Origin of the sequence: Paenibacillus wenxiniae (assembly GCF_039822605.1) — a bacterium.
In the GTDB taxonomy this organism is placed as follows: Bacteria; Bacillota; Bacilli; order Paenibacillales; family Paenibacillaceae; genus Saccharibacillus; species Saccharibacillus wenxiniae.
Window position 1 is genome coordinate 106,575 of the sequence record NZ_JBCGUH010000004.1, and the last position, 24,098, is coordinate 130,672.

20 protein-coding genes are annotated in these 24,098 nt (G+C 47.2%); 17 read left to right on the plus strand and 3 right to left on the minus strand.

Annotation, left to right across the window (positions count from 1 at the left end; translation table 11 throughout):
- Nucleotides 1-32 precede the first annotated feature (32 nt).
- From AAHF22_RS09325 to mnhG, 16 genes are all read left to right on the plus strand, one after another.
- Nucleotides 33-1,199: a substrate-binding domain-containing protein gene (locus AAHF22_RS09325; protein WP_347324733.1), complete on the plus strand. Its 1,167-nt coding sequence runs from the start codon at nt 33-35 to the stop codon at nt 1,197-1,199.
- Nucleotides 1,189-3,132, plus strand: a complete 1,944-nt coding sequence (locus AAHF22_RS09330) for a cache domain-containing sensor histidine kinase (protein ID WP_347324734.1) — start codon at nt 1,189-1,191, stop codon at nt 3,130-3,132. The genes AAHF22_RS09325 and AAHF22_RS09330 overlap by 11 nt, the downstream gene beginning before the upstream one ends.
- Nucleotides 3,125-4,597 carry a response regulator transcription factor gene (locus tag AAHF22_RS09335; RefSeq protein WP_371834039.1) on the plus strand — a complete coding sequence of 491 codons (1,473 nt, stop codon included), beginning with the start codon at nt 3,125-3,127 and terminating at the stop codon, nt 4,595-4,597. The genes AAHF22_RS09330 and AAHF22_RS09335 overlap by 8 nt, the downstream gene beginning before the upstream one ends.
- A gap of 235 nt (nt 4,598-4,832) precedes the next feature.
- Nucleotides 4,833-5,135, plus strand: a complete 303-nt coding sequence (locus tag AAHF22_RS09340) for an AbrB/MazE/SpoVT family DNA-binding domain-containing protein (protein ID WP_347324735.1) — start codon at nt 4,833-4,835, stop codon at nt 5,133-5,135.
- 1 nt (nt 5,136) lies between these two features.
- Nucleotides 5,137-5,601 (plus strand): type II toxin-antitoxin system VapC family toxin, encoded by a 465-nt coding sequence (locus tag AAHF22_RS09345; protein ID WP_347324736.1) that lies wholly within the window; start codon nt 5,137-5,139, stop codon nt 5,599-5,601.
- A gap of 503 nt (nt 5,602-6,104) precedes the next feature.
- A complete protein-coding gene (locus AAHF22_RS09350; RefSeq protein ID WP_347324737.1) occupies nt 6,105-7,043 on the plus strand; it encodes an ABC transporter permease in 939 nt (312 codons plus the stop codon).
- Entirely contained in the window at nt 7,040-8,311 is a 1,272-nt protein-coding gene (locus AAHF22_RS09355; RefSeq protein ID WP_347324738.1) for an ABC transporter permease, read from the plus strand. Before AAHF22_RS09350 ends, AAHF22_RS09355 begins: the two co-directional genes overlap by 4 nt.
- 46 nt (nt 8,312-8,357) lie before the next feature.
- The gene (locus AAHF22_RS09360) at nt 8,358-9,317 is read left to right on the plus strand and encodes an ATP-binding cassette domain-containing protein (protein WP_442956383.1); all 960 of its coding nucleotides are present in this window, start codon (nt 8,358-8,360) and stop codon (nt 9,315-9,317) included.
- Nucleotides 9,318-9,551: 234 nt separating this feature from the next.
- Nucleotides 9,552-10,667, plus strand: a complete 1,116-nt coding sequence (locus tag AAHF22_RS09365; RefSeq protein ID WP_347324991.1) for an ABC transporter ATP-binding protein — start codon at nt 9,552-9,554, stop codon at nt 10,665-10,667.
- Between the two features lie 34 nt (nt 10,668-10,701).
- Nucleotides 10,702-12,336, plus strand: coding sequence for a peptide ABC transporter substrate-binding protein (locus AAHF22_RS09370; protein WP_347324740.1), 1,635 nt, complete (start codon nt 10,702-10,704; stop codon nt 12,334-12,336).
- 612 nt (nt 12,337-12,948) lie between these two features.
- Nucleotides 12,949-15,879 carry a Na+/H+ antiporter subunit A gene (locus AAHF22_RS09375; protein ID WP_347324741.1) on the plus strand — a complete coding sequence of 977 codons (2,931 nt, stop codon included), beginning with the start codon at nt 12,949-12,951 and terminating at the stop codon, nt 15,877-15,879.
- A 1-nt stretch (nt 15,880) separates the two neighbouring features.
- Complete coding sequence (locus AAHF22_RS09380) at nt 15,881-16,219, plus strand: Na(+)/H(+) antiporter subunit C (RefSeq protein ID WP_188773450.1); 339 nt, start codon at nt 15,881-15,883, stop codon at nt 16,217-16,219.
- Nucleotides 16,209-17,795, plus strand: a complete 1,587-nt coding sequence (locus AAHF22_RS09385; protein ID WP_347324742.1) for a Na+/H+ antiporter subunit D — start codon at nt 16,209-16,211, stop codon at nt 17,793-17,795. The genes AAHF22_RS09380 and AAHF22_RS09385 overlap by 11 nt, the downstream gene beginning before the upstream one ends.
- A gap of 3 nt (nt 17,796-17,798) precedes the next feature.
- Nucleotides 17,799-18,275 (plus strand): Na+/H+ antiporter subunit E, encoded by a 477-nt coding sequence (locus AAHF22_RS09390; protein WP_347324743.1) that lies wholly within the window; start codon nt 17,799-17,801, stop codon nt 18,273-18,275.
- Entirely contained in the window at nt 18,275-18,604 is a 330-nt protein-coding gene (locus AAHF22_RS09395; RefSeq protein WP_371834040.1) for a Na(+)/H(+) antiporter subunit F1, read from the plus strand. The genes AAHF22_RS09390 and AAHF22_RS09395 overlap by 1 nt, the downstream gene beginning before the upstream one ends.
- Nucleotides 18,549-18,971: a monovalent cation/H(+) antiporter subunit G gene (mnhG, locus tag AAHF22_RS09400; RefSeq protein ID WP_371834041.1), complete on the plus strand. Its 423-nt coding sequence runs from the start codon at nt 18,549-18,551 to the stop codon at nt 18,969-18,971. Before AAHF22_RS09395 ends, mnhG begins: the two co-directional genes overlap by 56 nt.
- 393 nt (nt 18,972-19,364) lie before the next feature.
- Here mnhG and AAHF22_RS09405 read toward each other — a convergent pair whose 3' ends face one another.
- On the minus strand, nt 19,365-20,006 hold the full coding sequence (locus AAHF22_RS09405) for a hypothetical protein (RefSeq protein ID WP_347324744.1): 642 nt from the start codon (nt 20,004-20,006) through the stop codon (nt 19,365-19,367).
- 266 nt (nt 20,007-20,272) lie between these two features.
- On the opposite strand from AAHF22_RS09405, the gene bioB reads away from it, so the two are divergent.
- Nucleotides 20,273-21,304: a biotin synthase BioB gene (gene bioB / locus AAHF22_RS09410; RefSeq protein ID WP_347324745.1), complete on the plus strand. Its 1,032-nt coding sequence runs from the start codon at nt 20,273-20,275 to the stop codon at nt 21,302-21,304.
- A gap of 310 nt (nt 21,305-21,614) precedes the next feature.
- On the opposite strand, the gene AAHF22_RS09415 is transcribed toward bioB, so the two are convergent.
- Complete coding sequence (locus AAHF22_RS09415; protein WP_347324746.1) at nt 21,615-22,271, minus strand: TetR/AcrR family transcriptional regulator; 657 nt, start codon at nt 22,269-22,271, stop codon at nt 21,615-21,617.
- A 27-nt stretch (nt 22,272-22,298) separates the two neighbouring features.
- Nucleotides 22,299-23,534 carry an MFS transporter gene (locus AAHF22_RS09420; protein ID WP_347324747.1) on the minus strand — a complete coding sequence of 412 codons (1,236 nt, stop codon included), beginning with the start codon at nt 23,532-23,534 and terminating at the stop codon, nt 22,299-22,301.
- Nucleotides 23,535-24,098: the final 564 nt, after the last annotated feature.

Genomic DNA, 24,098 nt, shown 5'->3' on the forward strand with positions numbered 1-24,098 from the left:
GTTATCATCAGGAGCTGAAGGGAAGGGCTTGTATGCGCAAGATGCTATGGATCTATATTACGCTGGTCGTAGCCTTGATCATTTATATCGTACAATATCAAGTACAGGAATCATCTTCTGCCTGGAGTGAGCAGGGAATGAAGGGAGATATGAACGAGAAATATATGATGATCACGTTTCAGTCCGGTATTGAATATTGGAAAAGTGGATTAAAGGGATTTGAAGATGCTGCCGAGGCGCTGGATGTATCGGTGGAGTATCAAGGCTCTACACGTTATGATGCACGCGAGCAGGCAATGATTTTGGAACAGGCGATTGCGAAAAAACCAGCTGGTATCGCGATCTCAGCGATTGATTCGCCACTGCTCGTGCAGGCGGTCAACAAAGCGGTTGATCAAGGCATTCCGGTGGTGATGTTCGATGCGGAAGCACCTGGCAGTCGTTCCTATTCATTCCTCGCTACCGATAATCAAAATGCGGGCAGTATCGCTGCTGAGCAGATGGCGACACGCATCGGTAAGAGCGGGCAGATTGCGATTATCACACTGGCTAATCAGCAAAATCATAAAGATCGTACCGCTGGTTTTGAGCAGCGTATTCGGCAAAGTTATCCCGAGATGAAGATCGTTGCCGTGAAAAATGATGAAGGGGATGCGGTACTGGCACAGCAGCAGACGAGTGAACTGCTCAAAGCGTATCCTAAGCTCAAAGGTATTTTCATTACCGAAGCAACCGGTGCCTACGGTGTCGGATCGGCGGTTGAACAATGGATGCAAGGTCAAGCACAGTCTACTGCATCAGGCGTAGGCAGTAATGCTGCCGCCGACTCCAACGCCAATGTCAGCGCAACGAATGAGCAAGCGGGTACGAATCAGTCAACTGGATCGGTGAATCAGGCGGCTCATTCGTCTGTAACTCAGCCTGTCACATCATCTGCTTCCACCAAGCCAGTCATTATTAGCTTTGATACGAATAAAGAAACACTCGATATGATTCAGAATGGTACGATCGATGCAACTATTGCGCAGGGCACATGGAATATGGGCTACTGGTCACTGCAATATTTATTTCATCTGCATCATGGATTAACCGTACCTGCACCCTCACTGAGTGGCATCGTCTCACCGGTGCCGGTCAGAGTCGATACAGGGGTCTCGGTTGTGACAAAAGATAATGTGAGCGATTATTATGCCAAATAAGCTAGGCATTATCGAACGAATGCGCCGCTGGCTACGTCAGGATTGGCGCCAGTATCATCCGCATCATCTACCGTTACGTGATCAGCTGATCGCTCTGTTTTTGCTCGTAGGCATTTTGCCATCGATTTTGCTTGGAGTGATGGTGAATTGGACATCTGATCGCATTATCGAAAAACAGGTGACCGACAATACGTTTCAGCTGATCGGTAAAGTAAATCAGACGCTGGATACGTATATGGAGCATATGCAAAGTATCACCTATCTGATCGGCTTTGATCCAACAGTAGAGCAGTTTATGTCTTCATCGTCTACGACGAATCCACGTAACTTGAGCGATGCTGAGCCGGAAGATGGAAAGGTAACCGAAGGATTGTCCGGTACATCGGTGTACCGGATTCGGCAGTTTTTGCAAGGGTTTACGACCGTGTATCCAGAAATAGCAGGGATGCTCGTCGTCAATCGTAATGGTGACTATATTAGCAATGAAATGTATGCCCGTAACGCCAATCGCAGTCTGACTGAGGAGCAATGGTATAAGGATGCGGCAGCCAAACAGGGCTTATTCACAATTGTTGGGCACCCGACTGGACGGAATGTGACCAGTCATACGAATTATTTGGACAGCGAAGTGATCTCGGTTGCACGTGCGCTCAATGATCCGCGTACCGGTAAAGTGACTGGCGTCGTGCTGATCGATCTGAAGCTGCGTGTCATTGCGGAGGCAGCTAAAGATGTACGGCTTGGAAAGACCGGTTATTTGATGGTGACCGATGCGGTTGGACAACCAATCTATGCGCCGAAAGGACCGCTGGAACAGGCTGTACCTGCACGTCTTGCCGCTTCACTGACTGGAGCGAAGCAGTCTGTATTTACCGGTGAGCTGGAAGGTCAGCAGGTGCAATTCGTATACACGACTTCTGATTATACAGGCTGGAAAACAGTCGGTGTGTTTCGCTTGAGCGAGTCGGTAGCGGAATCAAGGGCGATTCGCTTTTATGTCGTGATCTTTCTATTTATCGTCTGTTTTGTCGGGTTAACCGCATCGTATGGGCTATCCCAATCGATTTCGCGTCCGATCCATCGTCTGTCTGCGCTCATGCAAAAGGCAGAAGCTGGCGATATGAGCGCTCGTTATATGAATGATCGGCGAGATGAGGTCGGTATGCTCGGTCGTAGCTTTAACCGGATGATCAATGAAATTCGCAATCTGATGAAGCTAAATGTAAGGCAGGAGCGGCAAAAGCGTGCTGCTGAGTTGCGCAGTTTACAAGCCCATATACGACCGCATTTTCTGTACAATACGCTGGATACCATTCAATGGATGGCTCGTAAAAAGGGGGCTGATGATATATCCGAGCTGGTCGGTTCGCTGTCGCGTCTGTTCCGCATCGGACTTAGTGGAGGGAGCGATATGATCCGGCTTGCTGAGGAAGAAGAACATATTCGTAGTTATTTACAAATTCAGCAGACTCGTTATGCGAGCAAGCTTCATTATACGCTGGATATCGATGAATCGTTGCGTGAGGTATATGTGATCAAGCTGCTGTTACAGCCACTGGTGGAAAATGCGATCTATCACGGTATCCGTGCACGCCGTGGACCGGGTATGATTACAATTTCTGCTCATCAGCAGGACGATCTGCTCATATACACCGTTACCGATGATGGCGCAGGGATTACGGACGAACGGTTAGCAGAACTAGAAGCACAGTTACAGGAGCCGCTTGGTACACTGGAAAGTCGTGGGCCGGAGCCAGCAGGCAGCTATGGATTGCTGAATATTCAGGCGCGTATCCATCTTGCTTATGGCACGCGTTATGGACTGACACTGCGGCGTTTGCCAGAAGGAGGAACAGCGGTTATCGTCACGCAACCGCTACTGCGCCAGTTCCCAGCAGCGCTAATCCGTCAGGAGGAGGAACATCATGAATGAAGCATTGAAAGTTATGATTGCAGATGATGAGTTTATTATTCGCGAAGGCATTCGCTCATCGGTCGATTGGGATGCGCTCGGCATGGTCGTTGTAGCAGAGGCAGAAGATGGAGAAGAAGCGCTGGAGCTTGCGCTACAGCAGCCGGTGCATATTTTACTGGTAGATATGAATATGCCGTTTATGGATGGGATTACGCTGATCAAACGCATTCGTGAAGCACAGCCAGAATGCCGATTTGTGATCATTACCGGACATGATGAATTCAGCTATGCACAGGAAGCGATTCGATTAGGTGTCAAAGATTATATTTTGAAGCCTGTCGATCCGGCGCATCTGCGTAAGGTGCTGTCTCAGATTGCAACCGAGCTGACCGGAGACTGGCAGCAGGAGCGGTATTTGAAGCAGGCGACCGATCAGATTCAGCGTAATATTCCGTTACTGCGCGAGCAATTTTGTCTGGATTGGCTGCATGGGCGATTGTCACAGCAGGAGATTGCGCATCAGCTGCAATTTCTTGGATTTCCTTTGCAGCTTCCAGCCGCACTATTGCTGCTGCGCTGGTCTGGCATTGCAGACGGACGACCACCATTACAGGATAGCGATCGCCAGCTGTTGCAGTTTGCGATTGGCAATATCGCTGCCGAGCTGTTGCAGGATATTCCGCTTGCTGTCTGTCGGGATCGATCGGGCTTGATTGTACTCTGCCTGTGGCGTCAGCCTGAGCATGATCTGGCTGAACGCATTGTTGCTGCGGTGCGTGATTGTATTAGTTTGCATATTCAGGCGCATGTGCAGCCGGTCGAGCAGCCTATGCCTGTACAATATGGGGAACAGGAAGCAGTGGTAAAGGAAAACGGGCTTCTTGTAGCAGAAGTGGAAGCAGAAGTGGAAGTAGAAGTAGAAGTAGAAGTAGAAGTAGAAGTAGAAGTAGAAGTAGAAATAGAAGTGGAAAGTCAGCCGGATCAATCTGCATTGATAGGCGAGTCAGAAGCAGCTGTGACGGAAATAAATAGCGCATTGGAGCGATCAACGGCAGAGACTTCATATGAGCATAGGCAAGAACAAGCAATGGGGCTGGAAACGATCAGCACGGTATATAGCACAGCGAAGCGGATGCTGGACGGACAGCTGTCGCTGTCGCCGCTTGTGCGGCGAGCACGCTCGTATATTCAGGCGCATTATGCCGATCCGCAATTGACGCTGGAATCGTTAGCTGATCATTTGCAAGTATCGCCAACATATTTGAGCCGCACGATGAAACGCGAGCTGGGACAGTCGTTTATTCACCTGCTTGTGCATATGCGTATTCAGCAGGCGGCACATTTGCTCGCTGATGAGGATTGTACGATTTTGGAAGTGGCGGAACGGGTTGGTTATGAGTCGCAGCACTATTTTAGCACCGCCTTCAAAAAAGTAATGGGCGTAGCTCCGAATCGTTATCGCCGGGAAAAGGTTGCTCATTAGTGCATGTATTCAAATCGTGTTCAAAGAGTAGATTATATCAAACCGAAGTAAAAAAGGCATACAAGGTAGTGCTGAAATATTGAAAATATCGATAATATACAATTTTTTTGTTTTTTACTTGAATATATTAAAATACTTGAAAATTTTTATTTCATGTAATAATATTTGAGTATAGCATAAACTACTCCATGTACTGAAATGTATATAAAGTAATAAGTGTGAAAGGAATAAAACAATGCAGACAAACACTAAAATTAAATCTATAGAAACGAAAACAACAATTGGTCGTTCGGGGCAAACTACATTTCCAGCTAAAATTATGAAGGAATTAGGTTTAAAAGAAGGAGACCAACTTCGTTTTTCATTACATCCAGATGGTGTAATTACTGTCGAACCGGTTCAATTATTATCGGCGGAACAATTGTTTGGTATATTCGATCAATCTCAGGACCAGGATGGATTTGTATTGAACCTAGACAGTGCTCGAGAAGAACGTAGTGAGCAGATTTTAGCGAAGAATCATTTTGGAGGAGAATAGTTTGTCAAAAAAGAAGATTGAAATTTGGATTGATACAAACGTGATTATTTATGTGTTGAGAACAAATAAGGATTTCTCTCCTTCCGCTCGCGCACTGGTTCAAAAAGCAGGAGAAGGCATGTTTACACTGAAAATTTCGCCATTGATCATTAGTGAATGTGTATTTGTGTTAATGGGTAAACAGTTCAGCGTAAAGAAAGAAGAAATAAAGAATACATTAATTTCCTTTATTAATTTAAAAGGGATAGAGTGTGAAGAGAAAAAAGTTATTGAAGCAGCTTTAAAAAACTTTAGCCAAAAAGGAATTGATTTTACGGATGCTTATTTAGCTGCTCATGCCAAAGCAGTTACGCCTGCTAATATTGTGACCGTTAATATACGGGATGTTAAAAATCTTGATGTTTTTGCACAAACGCCAGCAGAAATTTTGCAAGAAATTGAAGAAGTAGTGATTGAAGAGAACTAAAACGTATGCGTAATGTATAGGCATGTAAGTCGCACTTAACTGCGAGCACGAAAGAAGCGGAGAAGTGATCTTGTTCGTAAACTGCAAAGGCGATGTTCAATGAAAAGTGTCGGTTGCACTGTCATTACTAGGCTATCCAACGACATGTAAATACTTTTTTATTACCCTACCGGAAAATTCCGAGTAGGGTTTTTGTTATGGACTGTCACAGCAATGGTAGGAGATGGTAACGCTGTGATGACGACGGTTAGTTGTTTTTGTTTTGTACTGTAACAGCAATGGTAGAAGATCGCGACGCTATAATGACGCGGGTGGTTGTTTTTGTTATGTGCTGTAACAGCAATTGTCCGTTTAAGAAGCTTTTTACACGCATATATCTATATTTTCATTCTCTTATCAACATTATCTATTAGACGCCGATTGGTAATTTCGATAACCTAATATACATCTATTAATTTAATAAACCCGATAGGAATTATAAGCTTTAGAGAAAGGGACTGTGTATGATCAATTATGTAGCTAAACGGTTGTTGATTGCATGCTGTACACTGCTGGTCATTTTGTTTATTTTGTTCGCGATGATGGAATGGATGCCAGGCACGCCATTCAATGATGATAAGTTAACTGCTCAGCAACTGGCCCAGCTTAACACCGCTTACGGATTGGATAAGCCAGTTCCCATCAAATTCGCCAACTATGTAACCCATGTACTACAAGGTGACTTTGGCGTGTCGTATGTAATTCAGAAAAATATGCCTATTACTAGCTTAATTCAGGATCGGTTACTAATCTCCTTCCAGATCGGTTTGCAGGCAATTACGCTTGGGATCGTGATCGGTCTTCTGCTCGGCATCATCTCAGCGCTACGTCACTCGACAATCTGGGATACGATTTCCTCGCTCGTATCGATGCTGGGGGCGAGCATTCCATCGTATGTGTTCGCGCTGGGACTGATGTATTTTTTCGCTTTCAAATTAGGCTGGTTTCCGGTGTTATTCTCGCAGCGGATGGCAGATTCATCCACCATTTTGCCGAGTATTGCCCTGGCGATGTTACCGATTGCCAAAGTGGCACGGTTTACACGTAATGAGATGATTGAAGCGTTGCAATCAGACTACATTCAGCTGGCATATTCAAAAGGGATGAACAGCTTTGTCATTATCGTTTTCCATGCGTTGCGTAACACGCTGATTCCGTTGCTGACAGTAATTGCACCGATGGTTGTGGGCATGATGATGGGCAGTATGGTCATTGAAAATATTTTCGCCATTCCAGGTATCGGTAATCTGTTTATTACGGCTATTCAGGTGAACGATTACAATGTTGCGATCTCGATTGCTTTTATTTATAGCATTCTGTTTATCGGCATGATGCTGCTGGTCGATGTGCTGTACGGTTTGATCGATCCACGTATTCGGCTAGCTGGAGGAGGGAAGACATGAATAAACACATTCAAGTATATGGAACGCCTACCGGTCAAAACGACAGCAAAGACAAAGCGTTCACATCAGCTCCTCCTACCGAGCAGGTTGCCGCTCCCGATGCACAGCAAATTGCTGCTCATCGTCAGACCAGCGGAGCGAAAGATGCAATAGAAACGACACAAACGACAGCTATATTACGAAAGACGAAGGAGGTACAACAGCGGTCGAATACTGTACGACATGTAGTCCATACCGATAAGAATGCTGCTTATAATCACGATTCCTATGCAGTGAATACTGCGCTTGCTGCTCCGTTTGAGCTAGCGCAGCGGCAGCCTGCTGCTGAATATGTGAACGAGGATTATCACAAGCCACGCTATGAAAGTATCCGCCGTCTACTGCAAAGCAAAAGCGGTCTGATCGGTGTCATCCTGTTAACCATCATCATGCTGTTAGCGCTGATCGGCCCGTTGATTAGTGGCTATGCACCCAATGCAGTCGATATGAACATGCAAAACTTGCCACCCCGACTGCCGGTGGTGGAACAACTTGGTTTCTGGAACGGACAGACGCGGGGGGAGAATCCGTATATTGAGCGAGGGCTACAACAGCAGTATCACTACTTTGGCACCGATACGCTCGGTCGTGATCTGTGGACACGCGTATGTACGGGTACACGCATTTCACTGTTTGTGGCGATGGTGGCAGTCTGTATCGATATTGTGATCGGGATTACATATGGCATGATTTCAGGCTATTTTGGCGGCAAGGTCGATCTGGTGATGCAGCGGATCATCGAGGTGATTGCGGGTATACCGAGTCTGGTCGTGATTACGCTGTTTATGATTATTCTTAAGCCAGGGCTGATTACGATCATTATCGCACTTATGATTACAAATTGGATCGGTATGAGCCGGATTGTACGGGCACAGGTATTGCGGTTGAAGCAGCAAGATTATGTACTGGCAGCCCGCACGCTGGGCGCTTCCGACGTTATGATTTTGCTGCGTGAAATTTTGCCGAATATGTACGGCACGATCATTATTATGGCGATGATGTCGATTCCTGAAGCGATCTTTATTGAATCGTTTCTGTCGTTTATCGGACTGGGCATTCCGGAGCCGACCGCTTCACTCGGTACATTGATCAGCACTGGATTTAAGTCGATGATGATTCATCCGTATATGGTCGCGATCCCTGTCGCCGTATTCGCATTGTTAATGATCAGCTTCAATCTGTTGGCTGACAGTTTGCGTGATGCGCTGGATTCCAAGTTGAAAATATGAAGCAAAGGAGGCGGATAGTATGACCGTAACCGTGCAACCTACCGACATGATCCAACCGCTAGAGACGGCAACCGAGCCTACACCTTTACTGTCGGTGAGTGGATTAAAACAATCATTTCGTTCCGGTGGGCAGATCGTGCAGGCTATCAATGGGATCGATTTACAAATTCGGCAGGGCGAAACATATGGACTGGTCGGTGAATCCGGTAGCGGCAAATCGACGATTGGACGATGCTTGATCCGTATTTATGACCCGGATGAGGGCAAGATCATGCTGGATGGTAGAGAGATTAGTGGCCCATTAACCCGGGAACACAGGCGATATATTGCCAGCCGGATGCAGATGATTTTCCAGGACCCGATGGCCAGTTTAAATCCGAAAAAAAGGGTGATCGACATCATCGGTCAGGGTCTGGATATTCATCGTACATATCGTTCGGCGTCGGAACGGCGGCAGCGCGTATATGAGGTGATGGATCGTGTCGGACTGGCACGCAGCTATGCGGATCGGTATCCGCATCAGTTCTCCGGCGGACAACGGCAGCGGATTGGAATTGCGCGGTCGCTCATTATGAATCCGAAGCTGCTCATTGCCGATGAAGCGATCAGTGCGCTCGATGTATCGATTCAAGCACAGATCGTCAATCTGCTCAAGCAACTACAGCAAGAGCTGCGTATGGCGTATTTGTTTATCGCTCATGATCTGGCGATAGTAAAACATATTTCCGACCGAATTGGTGTACTGCATCATGGTTATCTGGTAGAGACGGGCACGGTAGACGATATTTTCCAGCGGGCGGTGCATCCGTATACTCGCTCGCTGCTGTCAGCGATTCCAGTGCCTGATCCACGGATAGAAAAAAATCGGCACAGCTTTCACTATCAGGCGAGTGCAGCGGATTATGGTGATGCCGTAGAGCATCGTCTGGGCGAAGATCATAGGGTACTGGCTACGCCGGAGCAGCTGGCGCAATGGCAACAGGAGGTGAACGTAACACAAAGGTAAGGCTAAAGCAGTGTATCGACCATGCTCTGGAAATTGCGAATCAGCGGTGACCTAACACAAAGGTAAAGCTAAAAGTAAGCACAAATCGAGATTCAAGCGAGTGGATATGATGAACCCGATATAGCACAGCTATCATCCGACGATCCGAAAGGAGGAGCCAATGTGAGCGAACCAGTGATACACCATGATCAAACATCCGTTATCAATCGATTATCCGCTGTTGCACAATCTGGATTGTCCGATGCGCTAACCGGATCGTCCGATTCACAGCCGATCCTGTCCGTATCCAATCTGGCGGTCAGCTTTCGCACGGCGCGTGGTTTGCTGCGGGCGGTACGTGGCGTTGATTTTGAATTAAAGCGAGGAAGTACACTGGCGATTGTTGGAGAATCTGGTAGTGGCAAATCAGCGACAGCACGGACGATTATGGGGCTAGGCGGATCGCAGCAGCAGATCGATAGCGGACATATTTACTTTCATAATACCGATGCTGCTGACGATCAGCCGATTGATCTGCTTACATTAAGCAGGAAAAAATTGATTTCCGACATTTGCGGCCAGAAGATTGCAATGATCTTTCAGGACCCGATGAGTACGCTCAATCCGACGATGAGTATCGGGCGTCAGATTGTAGAAGCGATTCGCAAACATCAGCGGTTAAATCGCAAGGCGAGTCGTGAGCTGGCGCTTCAGTTGCTGGAAGAGGTCGGCATTCGACAGGCGGCGCATACATACAAGCAGTATCCGCATCAGTTGTCCGGCGGCATGCGTCAGCGGATCGTGATTGCGATCGCGCTTGCTTGCAATCCGCAGATTTTAATCTGTGACGAGCCGACGACAGCGCTGGATGTGACGATTCAGGCGCGTATATTGGAACTGATCGCCCGCATTCAGCGTGAGAAAAATCTGTCTGTCATTTACATTACGCATGACTTTGGTGTAGTCGCACGGGTGGCAGATGAGGTGGCGATTATGTATGCCGGACAGCTGGTAGAAAAGGGAACTGCCGACGATATTTTTTACCATCCGGTTCATCCGTATACCTGTGCACTGTTGTCCTGCGTCCCGGATGCTGGGATCGACTCGAATCATTTGTATTCGATTCCGGGCATTCCGCCCGATCTGGTGCAGCCGATTTCAGGCGATGCCTTTGCGCCGCGGAATGAATATGCGCTGAATATCGATTTTGAGCAGGAGCCGCCGGAATACCGGATTAGCGATACCCATACCGTTCGTTCATGGCTACTGCATGAAGAAGCACCAAAGCTGGATGTCCATCCGATTTTGGCACAGCGGCTGCGGCAGATGCAGGCACGTGTTATGGATACATCTACGCATCAACAAGTTTGATCCACTATACCGAATCAGAAAAGGAGACGAAATGATGAGCAAAAAAACGATGGTAGTACTGTTAACGCTAGCGCTAGTAGCGGGGGTGCTGAGCGCCTGCGGCAAAGGCTCTGAAAGCTCGAATGCCGCTTCGTCTACCGGCAGTCAGGATCTGATCGTAGCCAATACGGCGGATGTATCGACATTGGATTCCAATCTCGCCACATCGGCGGAAGATTTAAATGTGATCAACAAGCTGGTGGAAGGATTATATCGCCAAAGTGAGACAGGCGTAGAACTGGCAGCGGCAAGCGATGTGAAGATTAGCGACGACAAAAAAACGTACACTTTTACGATTCGTGACGAGAAGTGGTCGGACGGTACACCGGTCACAGCACATGACTTCGAATATGCCTGGAAACGACTGGCGAACCCGGACACGAAAGCAGAATATTCGTATATGCTGCTCGTAGCTGGTGTGAAAAATGCTGAGAATGTCCTGTATAACGGTGCTGCACTGGATACACTGGGCGTTAAAGCGACCGATGACAGGACGTTAGTCGTGCAGCTGGATCGGGTCGTGCCGTATTTTGATTCCTTGATTGCAGGTACATATTTTGCGCCGATTAATGAGAAATTCGCGACCGCCCAGGGCGATCAATACGGACTGTCTAAAGATCATGTACTGGCTAACGGACCGTTCGTTGTTTCCGACTGGACTGTTGGCGGCGATTCCGTTGTACTGTCCAAAAATACACAATACTGGGATCAGAGTAATATCAAGTTGAACACACTCACCTACAAAACCGTCAAAGATTCACAATCCGGCATTCTGGCTTATCAATCACAGCAGCTGGATTATGTGGAGATCAATGGGGAGGAAGGCGCAGCTTATAAAGATTCCAAAGATTATCATACGCATCTCGCCCGAATGCTGTATTATTTTCAACCGAATCTGAAAGTCAAACAACTGAACAATGTGAATCTGCGACTTGCGCTGGCACTGGCGTACGATAAAAATTCGATTGTCGATAATATTTTAAAAGACGGCTCCATCCCGGCGAATTTCCTGATCGTGGATACGCTTGCTTCTGGCGTAGCAGGCAAAACATTCCGTGATGCTGCCCAAACGACCTATCTGGAACCGGACAAAGCGAAAGCAGTTGAATATTTCAACAAAGCGAAAACCGAGCTGAAGCAGAATAAATTTACATTTGAGCTATTATATGATGATGACGATACGACGAAGCAAATTGCGCAATTTTATCAATCCGAAATTCAAAATACATTGCCCGGCATCACGATCAATCTGAAAGCCCAGCCGAAGAAAAACCGCGTCGCCCTCGCAGGTAAAGGCGACTTCCAGATCATTATCACCCGCTGGGGCGCTGACTATGATGATCCATCCACCTACTTTGATCTGTTCACCAAGCGTTCCGGTTATAACTTCGGTCACTGGGTGAATCCACAATACGACAAACTGGTAAACGGCGCCTCCCAGCAGTGGATCGCTTCGCCGGAGAAACGACTGGATGCGTATATTAAAGCGGAAAAAGTATTGCTCGACGATGCTGCCATTTTCCCGATCTATCAGGATGGGCGCTCCTATCTGCTTAATTCGCGGGTCAGTGTGAAATTCAGTCCAGAAGGCTCGGCATTGTGGAGAACGGCGACGATTAGTAATAAATAGGCGATGAACGATCGGATGTGGTAGTCGCCGTAGTCATAAAGCTGAAAACGGAAGTCGGTGAATCTGCGCAGCGCGGTGAGCCAGTAGAAAAACAGTACCAGCACACCATCAGCTATGGAAAATCACAAGGGTAGAGGGAGGGTTATACGTACACTCGATCTATATGTATGATGCGAATTAAAGCATCCTGTCATTCACAATGCCAGTGATGATGGTGTCGTACATATAGGCGAGTTGATCAGACTATGCGAAACGCCTGATCGAGAGCCGTTGAGTCGGAATGGGGACGCGTTTGATGGCAGTGTACTTGCCAATACTACGTTTTTTTGCTAAAGTGATGGTGTTTGATCCAATCAAATTCGTGCGCAAGTAACCCTAAATTATATATTGCGATACACTCGGAGGAGCCTGTCAACATAGGCTCCTCTTTGTCTTTTTTTCGAAATTTCGCCATATTTAGTCATTTTAGCGCTTTATAATTCGTTAGGGTGTATTTATGGGTACTATAAAATGAGGGACTTTGTTTTTCATAGCTGCGCGCGGTTTTATCGCACAGGTGACGTTTGACGTTGCTTGCTGACTAACCATCTGAATATGGGGGTGCTTAGGAGAGTGTCTGTACTGCATGCTGCCATTATGGCGCCATTTCTATTTGCTGCATTCGTTCCTGTCATTCGTAAACGGTTCAGGAATATACATACCGGCTGGTTCGTATTGATTTTACCAGTGGTGTTGTTCGGATTGCTTTTGACGTATTTGCCTGTTGTTCGTGAGACATCAGCGAACGTATCTACATTGCCGTGGATACCGTCGCTCGGTATACATTTTACCGTGTATATGGATGGGCTAGCGCTGTTGTTTGCGCTAATGATTACCGGGATCGGTGCGCTCGTCGTGCTGTATTCCATTTATTATCTTGACCCGGAGCAGGAAGCCATCCATCGATTTTATTTGTATTTGCTGCTGTTCATGGGCGCGATGCTCGGTATTGTACTATCGGATAATATGATCGTACTGTACACCTTTTGGGAGCTGACGAGTATATCGTCCTTCCTGTTAATCGCGTTCTGGTATGAACGGGATCGGTCACGCTATGGAGCACTCAAGTCGATGTTGATTACTGTGTTTGGCGGATTTGCCATGCTGGCAGGCTTTGTGTTGCTGCATAGTTTGACCGATACGTGGAGTATTCGCGAAACGATTTCGCTGCTGGGCAATATTAGCGATCATCCATTGTTCTTACTTGCAATGGTGCTCGTGCTGATCGGTGCATTTACCAAATCAGCTCAGTTTCCATTTCATATCTGGTTACCGGATGCGATGGAAGCACCGACGCCGGTCAGTGCATATTTGCACTCGGCAACGATGGTCAAAGCAGGCTTGTATCTGGTCGCTCGTTTTAGTCCGATTTTTGCCGGACAGGTGGAATGGTTCTGGATCGTATCGCTGGGCGGTATAATTACGATGTGTTATGGCTCAATTATGGCGGTACGACAAACCGACTTGAAGGCGCTGCTTGCGTATTCGACCGTATCACAGCTCGGTCTGATCATGTCACTACTCGGCGCTGGATCGGCGGCTGTGCATGTTGGAATAGGTGAGGAATCGCTGCTATATGCTGGGGCAACGACTGCGGCTATATTCCATTTGATCAACCATGCTACGTTTAAAGGCGCGCTGTTTATGGTCGCAGGGATTGTTGACCATGAGACCGGCACACGGGATATGCGTAAGCTGGGCGGAATTATGACGATGATGCCGATCACGTTCACGATCGCGTGTATTAGCGGCTTCTCGATGGCAGGTGTACCACCATTTAATGGCTACTTGAGCAAAGAGATGTTTTTGGAGGCGATGGTGGAGCTAACCCATGCGAACTTTTTCAGCCTCAGTACATGGGGGATTTTATTCCCAATCCTTGCGTTTCTCGGTAGTGTGTTCACGTTCGTTTACTGTATGATCTTTATTTTCAAAACATTTGGCGGACGCTATCAGCCAGACAAACTCGATGCGAAGCCACATGAACCAGCCTGGGGAATGCTGCTGCCGCCTGCGGTACTGGCGCTGCTCGTGATCGGATTTGGTTTTGTACCTAATGTGCTATCCAACAGTCTCATCGAACCTGCAATGAGAGCGATATTGCCGGGCATTGTGCCAGCAAGTGGACATTTTGATGTGCATATTTCGTTCTGGCATGGCTTTACGCCGGCACTCTGGATGACGATCGGTATTATTGTACTCGGTATATTGCTGTATAAACTATTGCCACGCTGGAAAGGCATCTATGGTCGCTACCCGGCTCGGCTGACGCTCAATCATTTGTATGATAGTCTGCTTCATTACAGTGAACGACTGTCCAAAGGCTTAACAACTCGTTATATGAGCGGATCGGTGCACCATTATTTAGTGTATATTTTCATCTTCTTTATCGGGTTGATTGGCGTCGGATTAATTCGCGCGCAGGGCATCTCGCTCAACACCGAAGGCTCGGCGCCGATTACGATCTATGAAGCGGTATTGTTGCTGCTACTCGTTGGGGCAGCAGTAGCGGTGCCACTTGCTCGTCAGCGTCTGATTGCGGTCATTATGACGGGTGCTGTTGGCTACATTATTACGATGTTCTTTGTCTTGTTCCGCGCACCTGATCTTGCGCTCACCCAGATGATTGTAGAAACCGTATCAGTTGTGCTATTCCTGCTCTGTTTCTACCATATGCCTGAATTGCGGCGTGAGGTGAGTACGAAGCGTTCGCGCTGGTTAAATGGCGTGATTGCGGTCGGTGTAGGTGTGGTGATGACATTTGTGGCGCTTGCCGCCAGTGGAAGCAGTAAGTTTGAAAGCATTTCGGGTTATTTTGTACAAAATAGTCATGATCTTGGCGGCGGCGACAATGTGGTTAACGTTATTCTGGTCGATTTCCGTGGCTTTGATACATTTCTTGAAATTACCGTGCTGGGCATTGCAGCACTTGGCATTTATGCGATGATTCAGTTGCAAATGAAAGTGCGTGATACGGGTGCACGCGTGTTATACGTGAAGCCGAAGCTGGAACCTGCGCCAAGTGTTCCGGTAGGACGTACACGTAAGGAAGCCCATACGATTTCCAAAAATATGAATTTGTTTAAAAGTAATGACGTCATTCTCGCTACAGGCACCAAAGTCATTGTGTTTGTCATTCTTACGTTTGCATTGTATTTGTTCTTCGCTGGACATAACAATCCAGGCGGTGGCTTTATCGGCGGTCTGATGGCAGCTTCGGCATTGGTGCTGCTGGCCCTCTCCTTCAATGTAGAGCTAGCGCGGCGCGTCATTCCGATCGATTATCGCGATCTGATCGCCACCGGGCTTGGCATTGCGTATATAACGGGCATTGGCTCTTTCCTGTTCGGTGTTCCTTTCCTCAGTCATACGTTTGCTTATGTGGAGCTGCCACTGCTCGGTAAAACCGAGCTGGCGACGGCGATGATCTTCGATCTGGGCGTGTTCCTGACAGTAATTGGCGTGACGATGACGATTATTTTGCAAATAGGGGAGGATCGATAATATGGAAATATGGATGTCGATTGCTGTAGGCATACTGTTTGCGGTAGCGGTATATTTGATTCTGTCACGCAGCTTATTGCGGATTATTCTCGGTACTTCGATTTTGACGCATGCTGTGCATATGCTGCTGATGACGATGTCGGGATTGAAAACGGGAGCGCCGCCACTATTAGGCGAAGAGTCCGGTTCATATGTCGATCCGTTGCCACAGGCGCTCATTTTGACTTCGATTGTGATTAACTTTGGAGTTACCGCCTTTTTCTTCGTACTGGCGTATCGCTCCTATCTACGTCTGAAAACGGATGATATGGAGGAGGTGAAGCGCAAAGGTGGCCAATAATGTATTGATTTTCCCGCTGCTTATTCCACTGCTTGCAGCGGTATTACAAATATTCGGACGCAGTCATATTCGCTTCCAGCGTATCGTTGGAGCGATCTCGATGCTGCTCTGTGTCGGTGTAGCGCTTGTGCTCGTCGGTGAGGTTCATGCAGGAGGGATTCAGTTACTACCTATGGGCGGTTGGATCGCTCCATATGGTATCGTGCTCGTTGCCGATATGTTTGCAGCGCTGCTCGTACTGACCAGCTCGATTCTCGGAACGGTTTGTTTATTTTATGCATTTGCCAGCATTGGGGAAGAACGAGAGCAACATCACTTTTATCCGTTTTTTCAATTTTTGCTGGTAGGGGTTAATGGATCGTTTTTGACGGGCGATTTGTTTAATCTGTTTGTCTGCTTTGAGGTGATGCTGATTTCATCCTATGCACTCGTTGTGCTGGGTGGAACGAAGCGTCAGTTACGGGAGACACTAAAATATATTTTGATCAATATCGTATCCTCGTCTCTGTTCGTCGCAACGATGGCCTATCTGTATGCGGCAACAGGTACGCTCAATATGGCGCATTTATCTGAACGTATTACAGAAGTCGGGCAAAATGGCATTTTGAGCGTCATTGCACTGATGTTATTGACGGTATTCAGCTTAAAGGCAGGATTATTCTTATTCTACTGGTTGCCAGGGCCATACACAGCGCCACCAACCGTCGTTACGGCGATCTTCGCCGCACTGCTGACCAAAGTAGGTCTGTATGCGATTATGCGTACATTCACATTGATCTTTTATCAGGATATAGGGTTTGTGTACACATTGATCGGCTGGCTCGGTATTGCAACGATGATTCTCGGTGTCGTTGGCGCGATTGCGTACCGTGAGGTGAATCGCATTCTGGCGTATAACGTAATCGCAGGTGTCGGTTTGATTGCTTTCGGCCTGGCAACAGCGAATCGTGCAGGACTGGAAGGTGCTATTTTTTATATGTTGCACGATATGATCATCAAGGCGCTGCTGTTCATGCTGGCAGGGGTGATGATCGGAGCTGCGGGCACAGCTCGCTTACAGCAGATGAGCGGTCTGATCAAGCGTATTCCGCTGACAGGCTGGATGTTCTTCGTCTCTGCACTCGCGCTGGCTGGCGTACCGCCGCTGAGCGGTTTCGTCGGTAAGCTACTGATTGTGCAGGGTGGATTTGAACGGGGCTGGTATACACTGACGATTCTAAGTCTGGTGACCAGTCTGGTGATGCTGTACTCGGTGATGCGTATTTTCATGCTCGGCTTCTGGGGCAAGGAGCGTCCTCTTGCGGATGATCAGCGACATGTGCCCGATGAAGTGTATCGGGAGTGGATTGCCGAAGCAGGTAATCCAAGCTTGCTATCGGATGCTAGCGAGAACGTGCTGGATCATCACTGGGGCACGTTCCGTCCCAAGCCGCTGATGGCATCGGCTTCCGTATTATTCGTGCTCGTGATTGTCATCGGACTCGGCGCAGGCTGGATTCAAACCTATATTGCTGACGCGGCATCGGTGCTAGTACAACCAGCCGTGTATGTGCAAGCTGTACTGGGGGGCGGTTAAGCGATGGGATTTCAAATTATATTGAATCTGGTCATTGCACTTGTATGGATGGCGCTCAATACGACATGGAACGGACTTAACTTTATGATCGGTTATCTGATCGGCTTGCTGCTTATCTTCGGATTAAAGCGATTTTTCCCACAGCCTTTTTACGGACGGAAGCTATGGGCGGCATTCAAGCTGATCTTGCTCTTTTTCTCCGAGCTGTTCAAATCAAGTATGGTTGTACTGCGATACATTATTAGTCCGAAGCTGGATATCAATCCCGGCATTTTGACGTATGAGACTGATCTGAACTCAGACTGGGAGCTGACGCTGCTGTCTACGCTCGTCTCGCTCACACCGGGTACGGTATTGATCGAAGTATCGCGTGAGCAGCATTTAGCTTATATCCATGCGATTGACATTAAGGATGAGGAAGAGCTGTCGCATAATATCCGCAATACATTCGAACGAGCGATCAAGGAGGTGACCCGGTAATGTCCATACTACAAATGGCAATGACGATCACACTCGTACTGCTATCACTGGCGATCGCAGGCTGTATGTACCGGGTACTCAAAGGGCCTTCGATGACCGACCGGATTACCGCGCTGGATACGATTGGTGTGAATCTGATCGCGATGATCGCCGTGCTATCGATGATGCTGGATACGCAGGCATTTCTGGAAGTCATGCTGCTGGTAGCCATTCTCGCTTTTATCGGAACGGTAGCCTTTGCCAAATATATCGAACGAGGGGTGGTGATCGAGCATGAATACGAGAGCGGAGACGACCGGGATGATGGGGATCATACAGACGATCGGTGAGCCGCTAATTGCGATTCTGATCGTAGCCGGGGCGGTACTCAGTGTACTGAGCGCATTCGGGATCATCCGTTTCCCCGACGTGTATTTACGTGCGCACGCAGCGACCAAAAGCGCTACGCTCGGCGTATTGTTCGTGCTCGTCGGCGCCTTCCTGTTCTTCTGGATTTATGATGGGTATCCGAGTATGCGCATCTTGCTGGCGATCCTGTTCGTGTTTGTGACGGCACCGATTGCAGGGCATTTGAACGCACGCGCGGCGTATCGTACCGGTGTGCCGCTGTGGAAGCTGGCGAAGGATGAGCTGAAGCCGGCACTTAAGGAGAAGGGGATTGATCGGGAGCAGGCGGAACGGGAGCCGTTGAATTGATGGATAACAGTCGTGTTTAGATGTTTAGTATGATGGGGAAATTGCGATGGGGATGAACTTGTAGATACACAGTAATTAGATATACGGTAATTAGATTCAGGGTAATTAGATCTATAGTAATTAGATCTATAGTAATTAGTTTCATCATAACGATATCACAATCCATCTGACGAATAGCCTGTAAATAAACCAAGTATAAAAGTCACTCTAACGATGGCTAGACTACCTTTAGCATTAGCAATAGATTAGGCAGCTGGATGCCGAATTGTATTTGTGGATGAAAGGGAGTTACCAGAGGAGTGACTTTTTGCTGTTTATGTTGATTATTTAGCGGAGTAGATTTTTGATGAAAGGGGAGAGCTAACGATACCAGATAGGATGTTAATCTATAATCTAGTTCGTTTTCCAAGTCCCTAACCACACATTGCCCGTCCGCACGTTATACACCGTCTGCTCCTCGCCACCATATTGCACAGTTTCGGTAGCGTACGCACGATCGATCAAACATTGCACTTCGGCTTCCGTTTGTACTCCTTTGGCTACATTGTGTTGCAACTCCTTACTCCAATACAGCTCTTCCTGGATACATAACTGCCAATCCAGTTGTTGCAGCTGCTCACCAAGTTTACCTGTCGAGGCAAATGGAAAAGGCTGACTTGTTGAAACGGGCTGAAAATGGTGATCATAAAAGTTCAGCCTGCTTCGATACGCCACTACAATTTGCGATAAAATAAAGTTCGGCTCATACAACCATATTTTCAAATAAAAAGGCTCCTGTTCCTGCTCCATACGTTTCTGCCAGTGGGCATACACGTCGATCATCTCACTCAACAACAAGCGCTGAAACCAGTGCGGTGGATTGATGGGAGCTATGGAGTAAAACGGATAAATCCATAGCTTCGCATAATCGAAATCTTCACTTCGCATCGTCTCTATATCCAGCTCGATCATCTGTTCTCGCCAGAGTTGAATACTTCGTTTGCGTCTTTTCCAACCGCGTATTTTCTTTGTTCGAGAACGATGTACAGTCTTCATAGTAAATCTCCTTCATTTATAAAATTGCCTATGTACCGACTATGTAGATCTACATTGGAGCTTGTGCCCCTAGCTGTCCATTGTGCTGCTAATTGTGTAACTATATGACGGGGCACCTACATTCATCATAAATCATCTACTGGATCAGCATCGTATTTTTTAACATTTGGTATGACGTTCTTATGAAAACGAACTGGACGAATCGCAAATTAATTGTTAACCTATTTTATAATATAAGGTTAACAATTGAAAGGAGAATCTAATTTATGAATTCATCTACCCTCACTACCAACTGGGAGCAGCTCGCCGATCTCGCGCTAAACGGACACCAGCTCACATATGAGCAAGCCTTATCCGTACTACAAGCCGATGACGATCAATTGCTGCCATTGCTTCAGGCTGCATTTCGAGTCCGCCGCCACTACTATGGTAAACGCGTTAAACTCAACATGATCATCAACGCCAAAAGCGGTCTTTGTCCCGAAGATTGTGGCTACTGCTCACAGTCGATCGTTTCGACTGCACCTGTGCAAAAGTATAGCTTGCTGGATAAAGAAACATTGCTTGCCGGAGCGTGTGAAGCGATGAATCGCCAGGCTGGTACCTATTGCATCGTTGCTTCTGGCAGACGTCCGAGCGGTCGTGAGCTGGAGCAGGTGATCGAGGCTGTACAAGAAATTCGCGCCACGATGCCACTCAAAATCTGCGCCTGTCTTGGTTTGTTAAACGATGAGCAGGCTTCTCAGCTCGCTACTGCCGGTGTCCATCGATACAATCACAATTTGAATACAAGCCGCGATCATTATGACAACATTACAACGACACATAGCTATGAACAGCGCGAGCAGACCGTAGAACATGTAAAACAGAGCGGCATGTCGCCATGTTCTGGTTTTATTGCGGGCATGGGTGAGACGGATGAGCAGCTTGTCAGGCTTGCTTTTGCGTTACGGAAACTGGATGCCGATTCGATTCCAGTCAATTTTCTCAATCCCATCGCAGGTACGCCGCTGGAACATCAGGGACGTACACCGGCGATGCGCGGATTGCGTATTGTTGCGTTGTTACGCCTGATCTGCCCTACAAAAGAAATCCGCGTTGCTGGTGGACGAGAGTTGAATTTGCGTACATTGCAGCCGCTAGCGCTGTATGCTGCCAATTCCATTTTTGTCGGCGATTATCTCACTACACCGGGACAGGAAGCGACGCTGGACTATCAGATGATTGAAGACCTGGGCTTTGAGATTGAGCAGAATGCGCTTGCTGGTGATGTACCACCAGTATCTGCTTGCACCTGAATAAAGGGCAGTATAGTTACAAATAAGAAGCAGTATATTTATAAAATAAGAAAAAGACCTCATCGTAGCATGTGGTCTTTTTTTCATGTCTAACTTGAAGATATATTGCTTCATTGTGCAAAACGTCAAGGTCTTGGCTTCCATACTCCATATCACATACTTTATATCGCACATTCCATACTTCCTATTTCATAATCACATTCGGTCAAGTGGAACCTGATTGCTTCATATTCTGCACCTGTACCCGCTCAGTCGTCTAATAGAGTAGCCAATTGGTCGGGCGTGTGATCACATCTCGCAGTCATCACAGTCAACGCGCATCTGGCGATGAAGCAACATAGTGGAGCAACATCGTAATTACAGGCAAGTCCATCTCATCCAGTGCATTGGACTGAAAACGATAATGATGGTTGCTAAGAATAAGCCGCTGTAACACCCCCATAATTGTCTGGAAAATAAGCGTACCGGCGCGATCAGGATCAAGCTCTGCAAACAACGAGCCGTCCGCGATACCTGCTTGTAACGGATGGAGCAGAAAGCCACTTTTTTGCCCATCATAAACGAATTGCTCATATCGCTGACGAAGCTCATCATTGATCGGCATGCCGTCATAATACAGATCAAATAACACGATAAAACGCAGCTCGTTGCCATGCTGGCGTGCATAATCGACCCAGCTATGCAAGATCGCTTTCAACCGCTCGTATCCAGTACGTTCTGGGCGATCGGCAGCGACAAGCCAGTCGGTCATATGGGTTAAAATACGCATTTGTACTTCAAACACCACTTCATTGATATCGTTAAAATGCTTATAAAATGTCACGCGGCTCATCCCGGCAAGCTTACAAATATCATTCACTCGAATATCGGGAAAATTGCGCTGCATAAATAGCTGTTGTCCTGCTCCGATCAGCTCCTCACGATGTTGACTGCGCACATGCTGGTGCCACGATTCCTGTTCATTCATCATAAACCTTCCTTTGGTAGCAGACGATTAAGACGTATGATCGTCCGTCGGTATTGGGTTACGCTTGGCTGTTGATGCAGACGTTTCGCGCACGAGCGCAAGCGTAGCGATAAGAATAATAGCACCCACAATATACGGAAGCTCGATATGTTTGTCAAACAACGTCCCTGCCACGACAGGTCCGATAATACTGCCGATGCTACCATACGTCGTATTCAGTCCAGCGACAAAGCCCTGCTCATCATCACCTGCATGATTGGCAAGCAGTGTATTCACCGTTGGCCGCAAAAAGGCATTAAACGCGAAAAACAATGCCGATACCGCTAGTAAATATGCTAGATTGACCGGAACTAGCATGAGCAGTAACGCTACAGCCGTAATAACGAGCGAGAGCCGAATCAGTCGGTATTCGCCCAGCCAGCGAATGACGCGATCTAGCGCCCAGATTTGTACGACAATCCCCACAATGGCACCTAGTGTGATAATGATCGCGATCTCGGAGGCGGTAAAGCCATACTTTTGCTCAACATAGAGGGAATAGACCGTTTCATACGTCATCAATCCAAAAGTCATCACCAGAATGAGCAGCAAATAGCGGAAATACGGACGATGGAACGATTGCCCCAGCTGGCGGATCATGGACGTCTGCGGTTTGTTGCTACCCTGGATGGCAGAGGTACGACGTTCCGGTGGCAACGTTTCTTTGAGCCATAGCGTCATGATCGTTGCGACCAGACCGAGCGCTGCGGCAACCAGATAGGGAACACGAATGCCATAGGTAGCGATCAAACCGCCCAGTCCGGGACCAAGCACCATGCCAAGATTCATCGCTGCGCTAAGATAACCCATCCCTTTGGCGCGTGTATGTGATGTGGTCACATCTGCTACATATGCGAGCACAGAAGGCACCATAATGCCCAGCCCAATCCCACCGATAAAGCGCGCGATATACAGGGCAGGCAGATTATACGATACAGCAAAGATATAATCGGAGATGACTGTTAAAAATAACCCTGCCAGAATCATCCGTTTGCGCCCGAAACGATCAGACATGCGTCCGCCAATCGGTGAAAAAATAAACTGTGCTGCACCAAACGCAGCTACTAGATATCCTGCCGCCGTTCCTGCTGCATCGAACTGCTGTAAATATTGCGGCAAAATCGGAATGACCATCCCCTGACCGAGCAGGGCAATAAATAAATTAAGCATTAAAATACCGAGCGGAAAGCCCCGCCCGGAACGAAGTACAGATGAATCTGTCATGGGTAAAAGCTCCTTTGGTGTGGAAGGTGTTGGAGATGAGGCGTAAGATCCTATGTGGTGCGTTTACTAAAATGATTCTACTAAAGCGTAATGATCATAGCATTTAGCTGTAGGAATCATTATTGATGTGCATGGATGATAAATAGAGTAGACATTCAACACGATTATAATCATTAACATAGTGTAAAGGATAACGATATGTAAATGATTATAGACAGTTTTTGATCAACCTGTAAACTTATTTATGATGAGCATCGTAAAAGAATAGTCAAAAGTACAGTTGGCAGGGAAATACGAATTTAATCGTGTATTGAAAAACGTGAGAAATACCTACGTCTTTTGAGGCGTGTACGTAAAAAATCGATATAAAAAAGAATCCGATTGTATCCAACACTAAAGGCTGAATACAATCGGATTTGTCTATACGTTGTTTAAAGCTTTTAGATATAAACGGTAAACGCGATATGAAATACTTTGATTGTCCATTTGAACAGAGTATCATTTTAGCTTATATAGCGTATCGTACAACCAATTATGTTACTGCATTTTAATGTGTAGTCTACC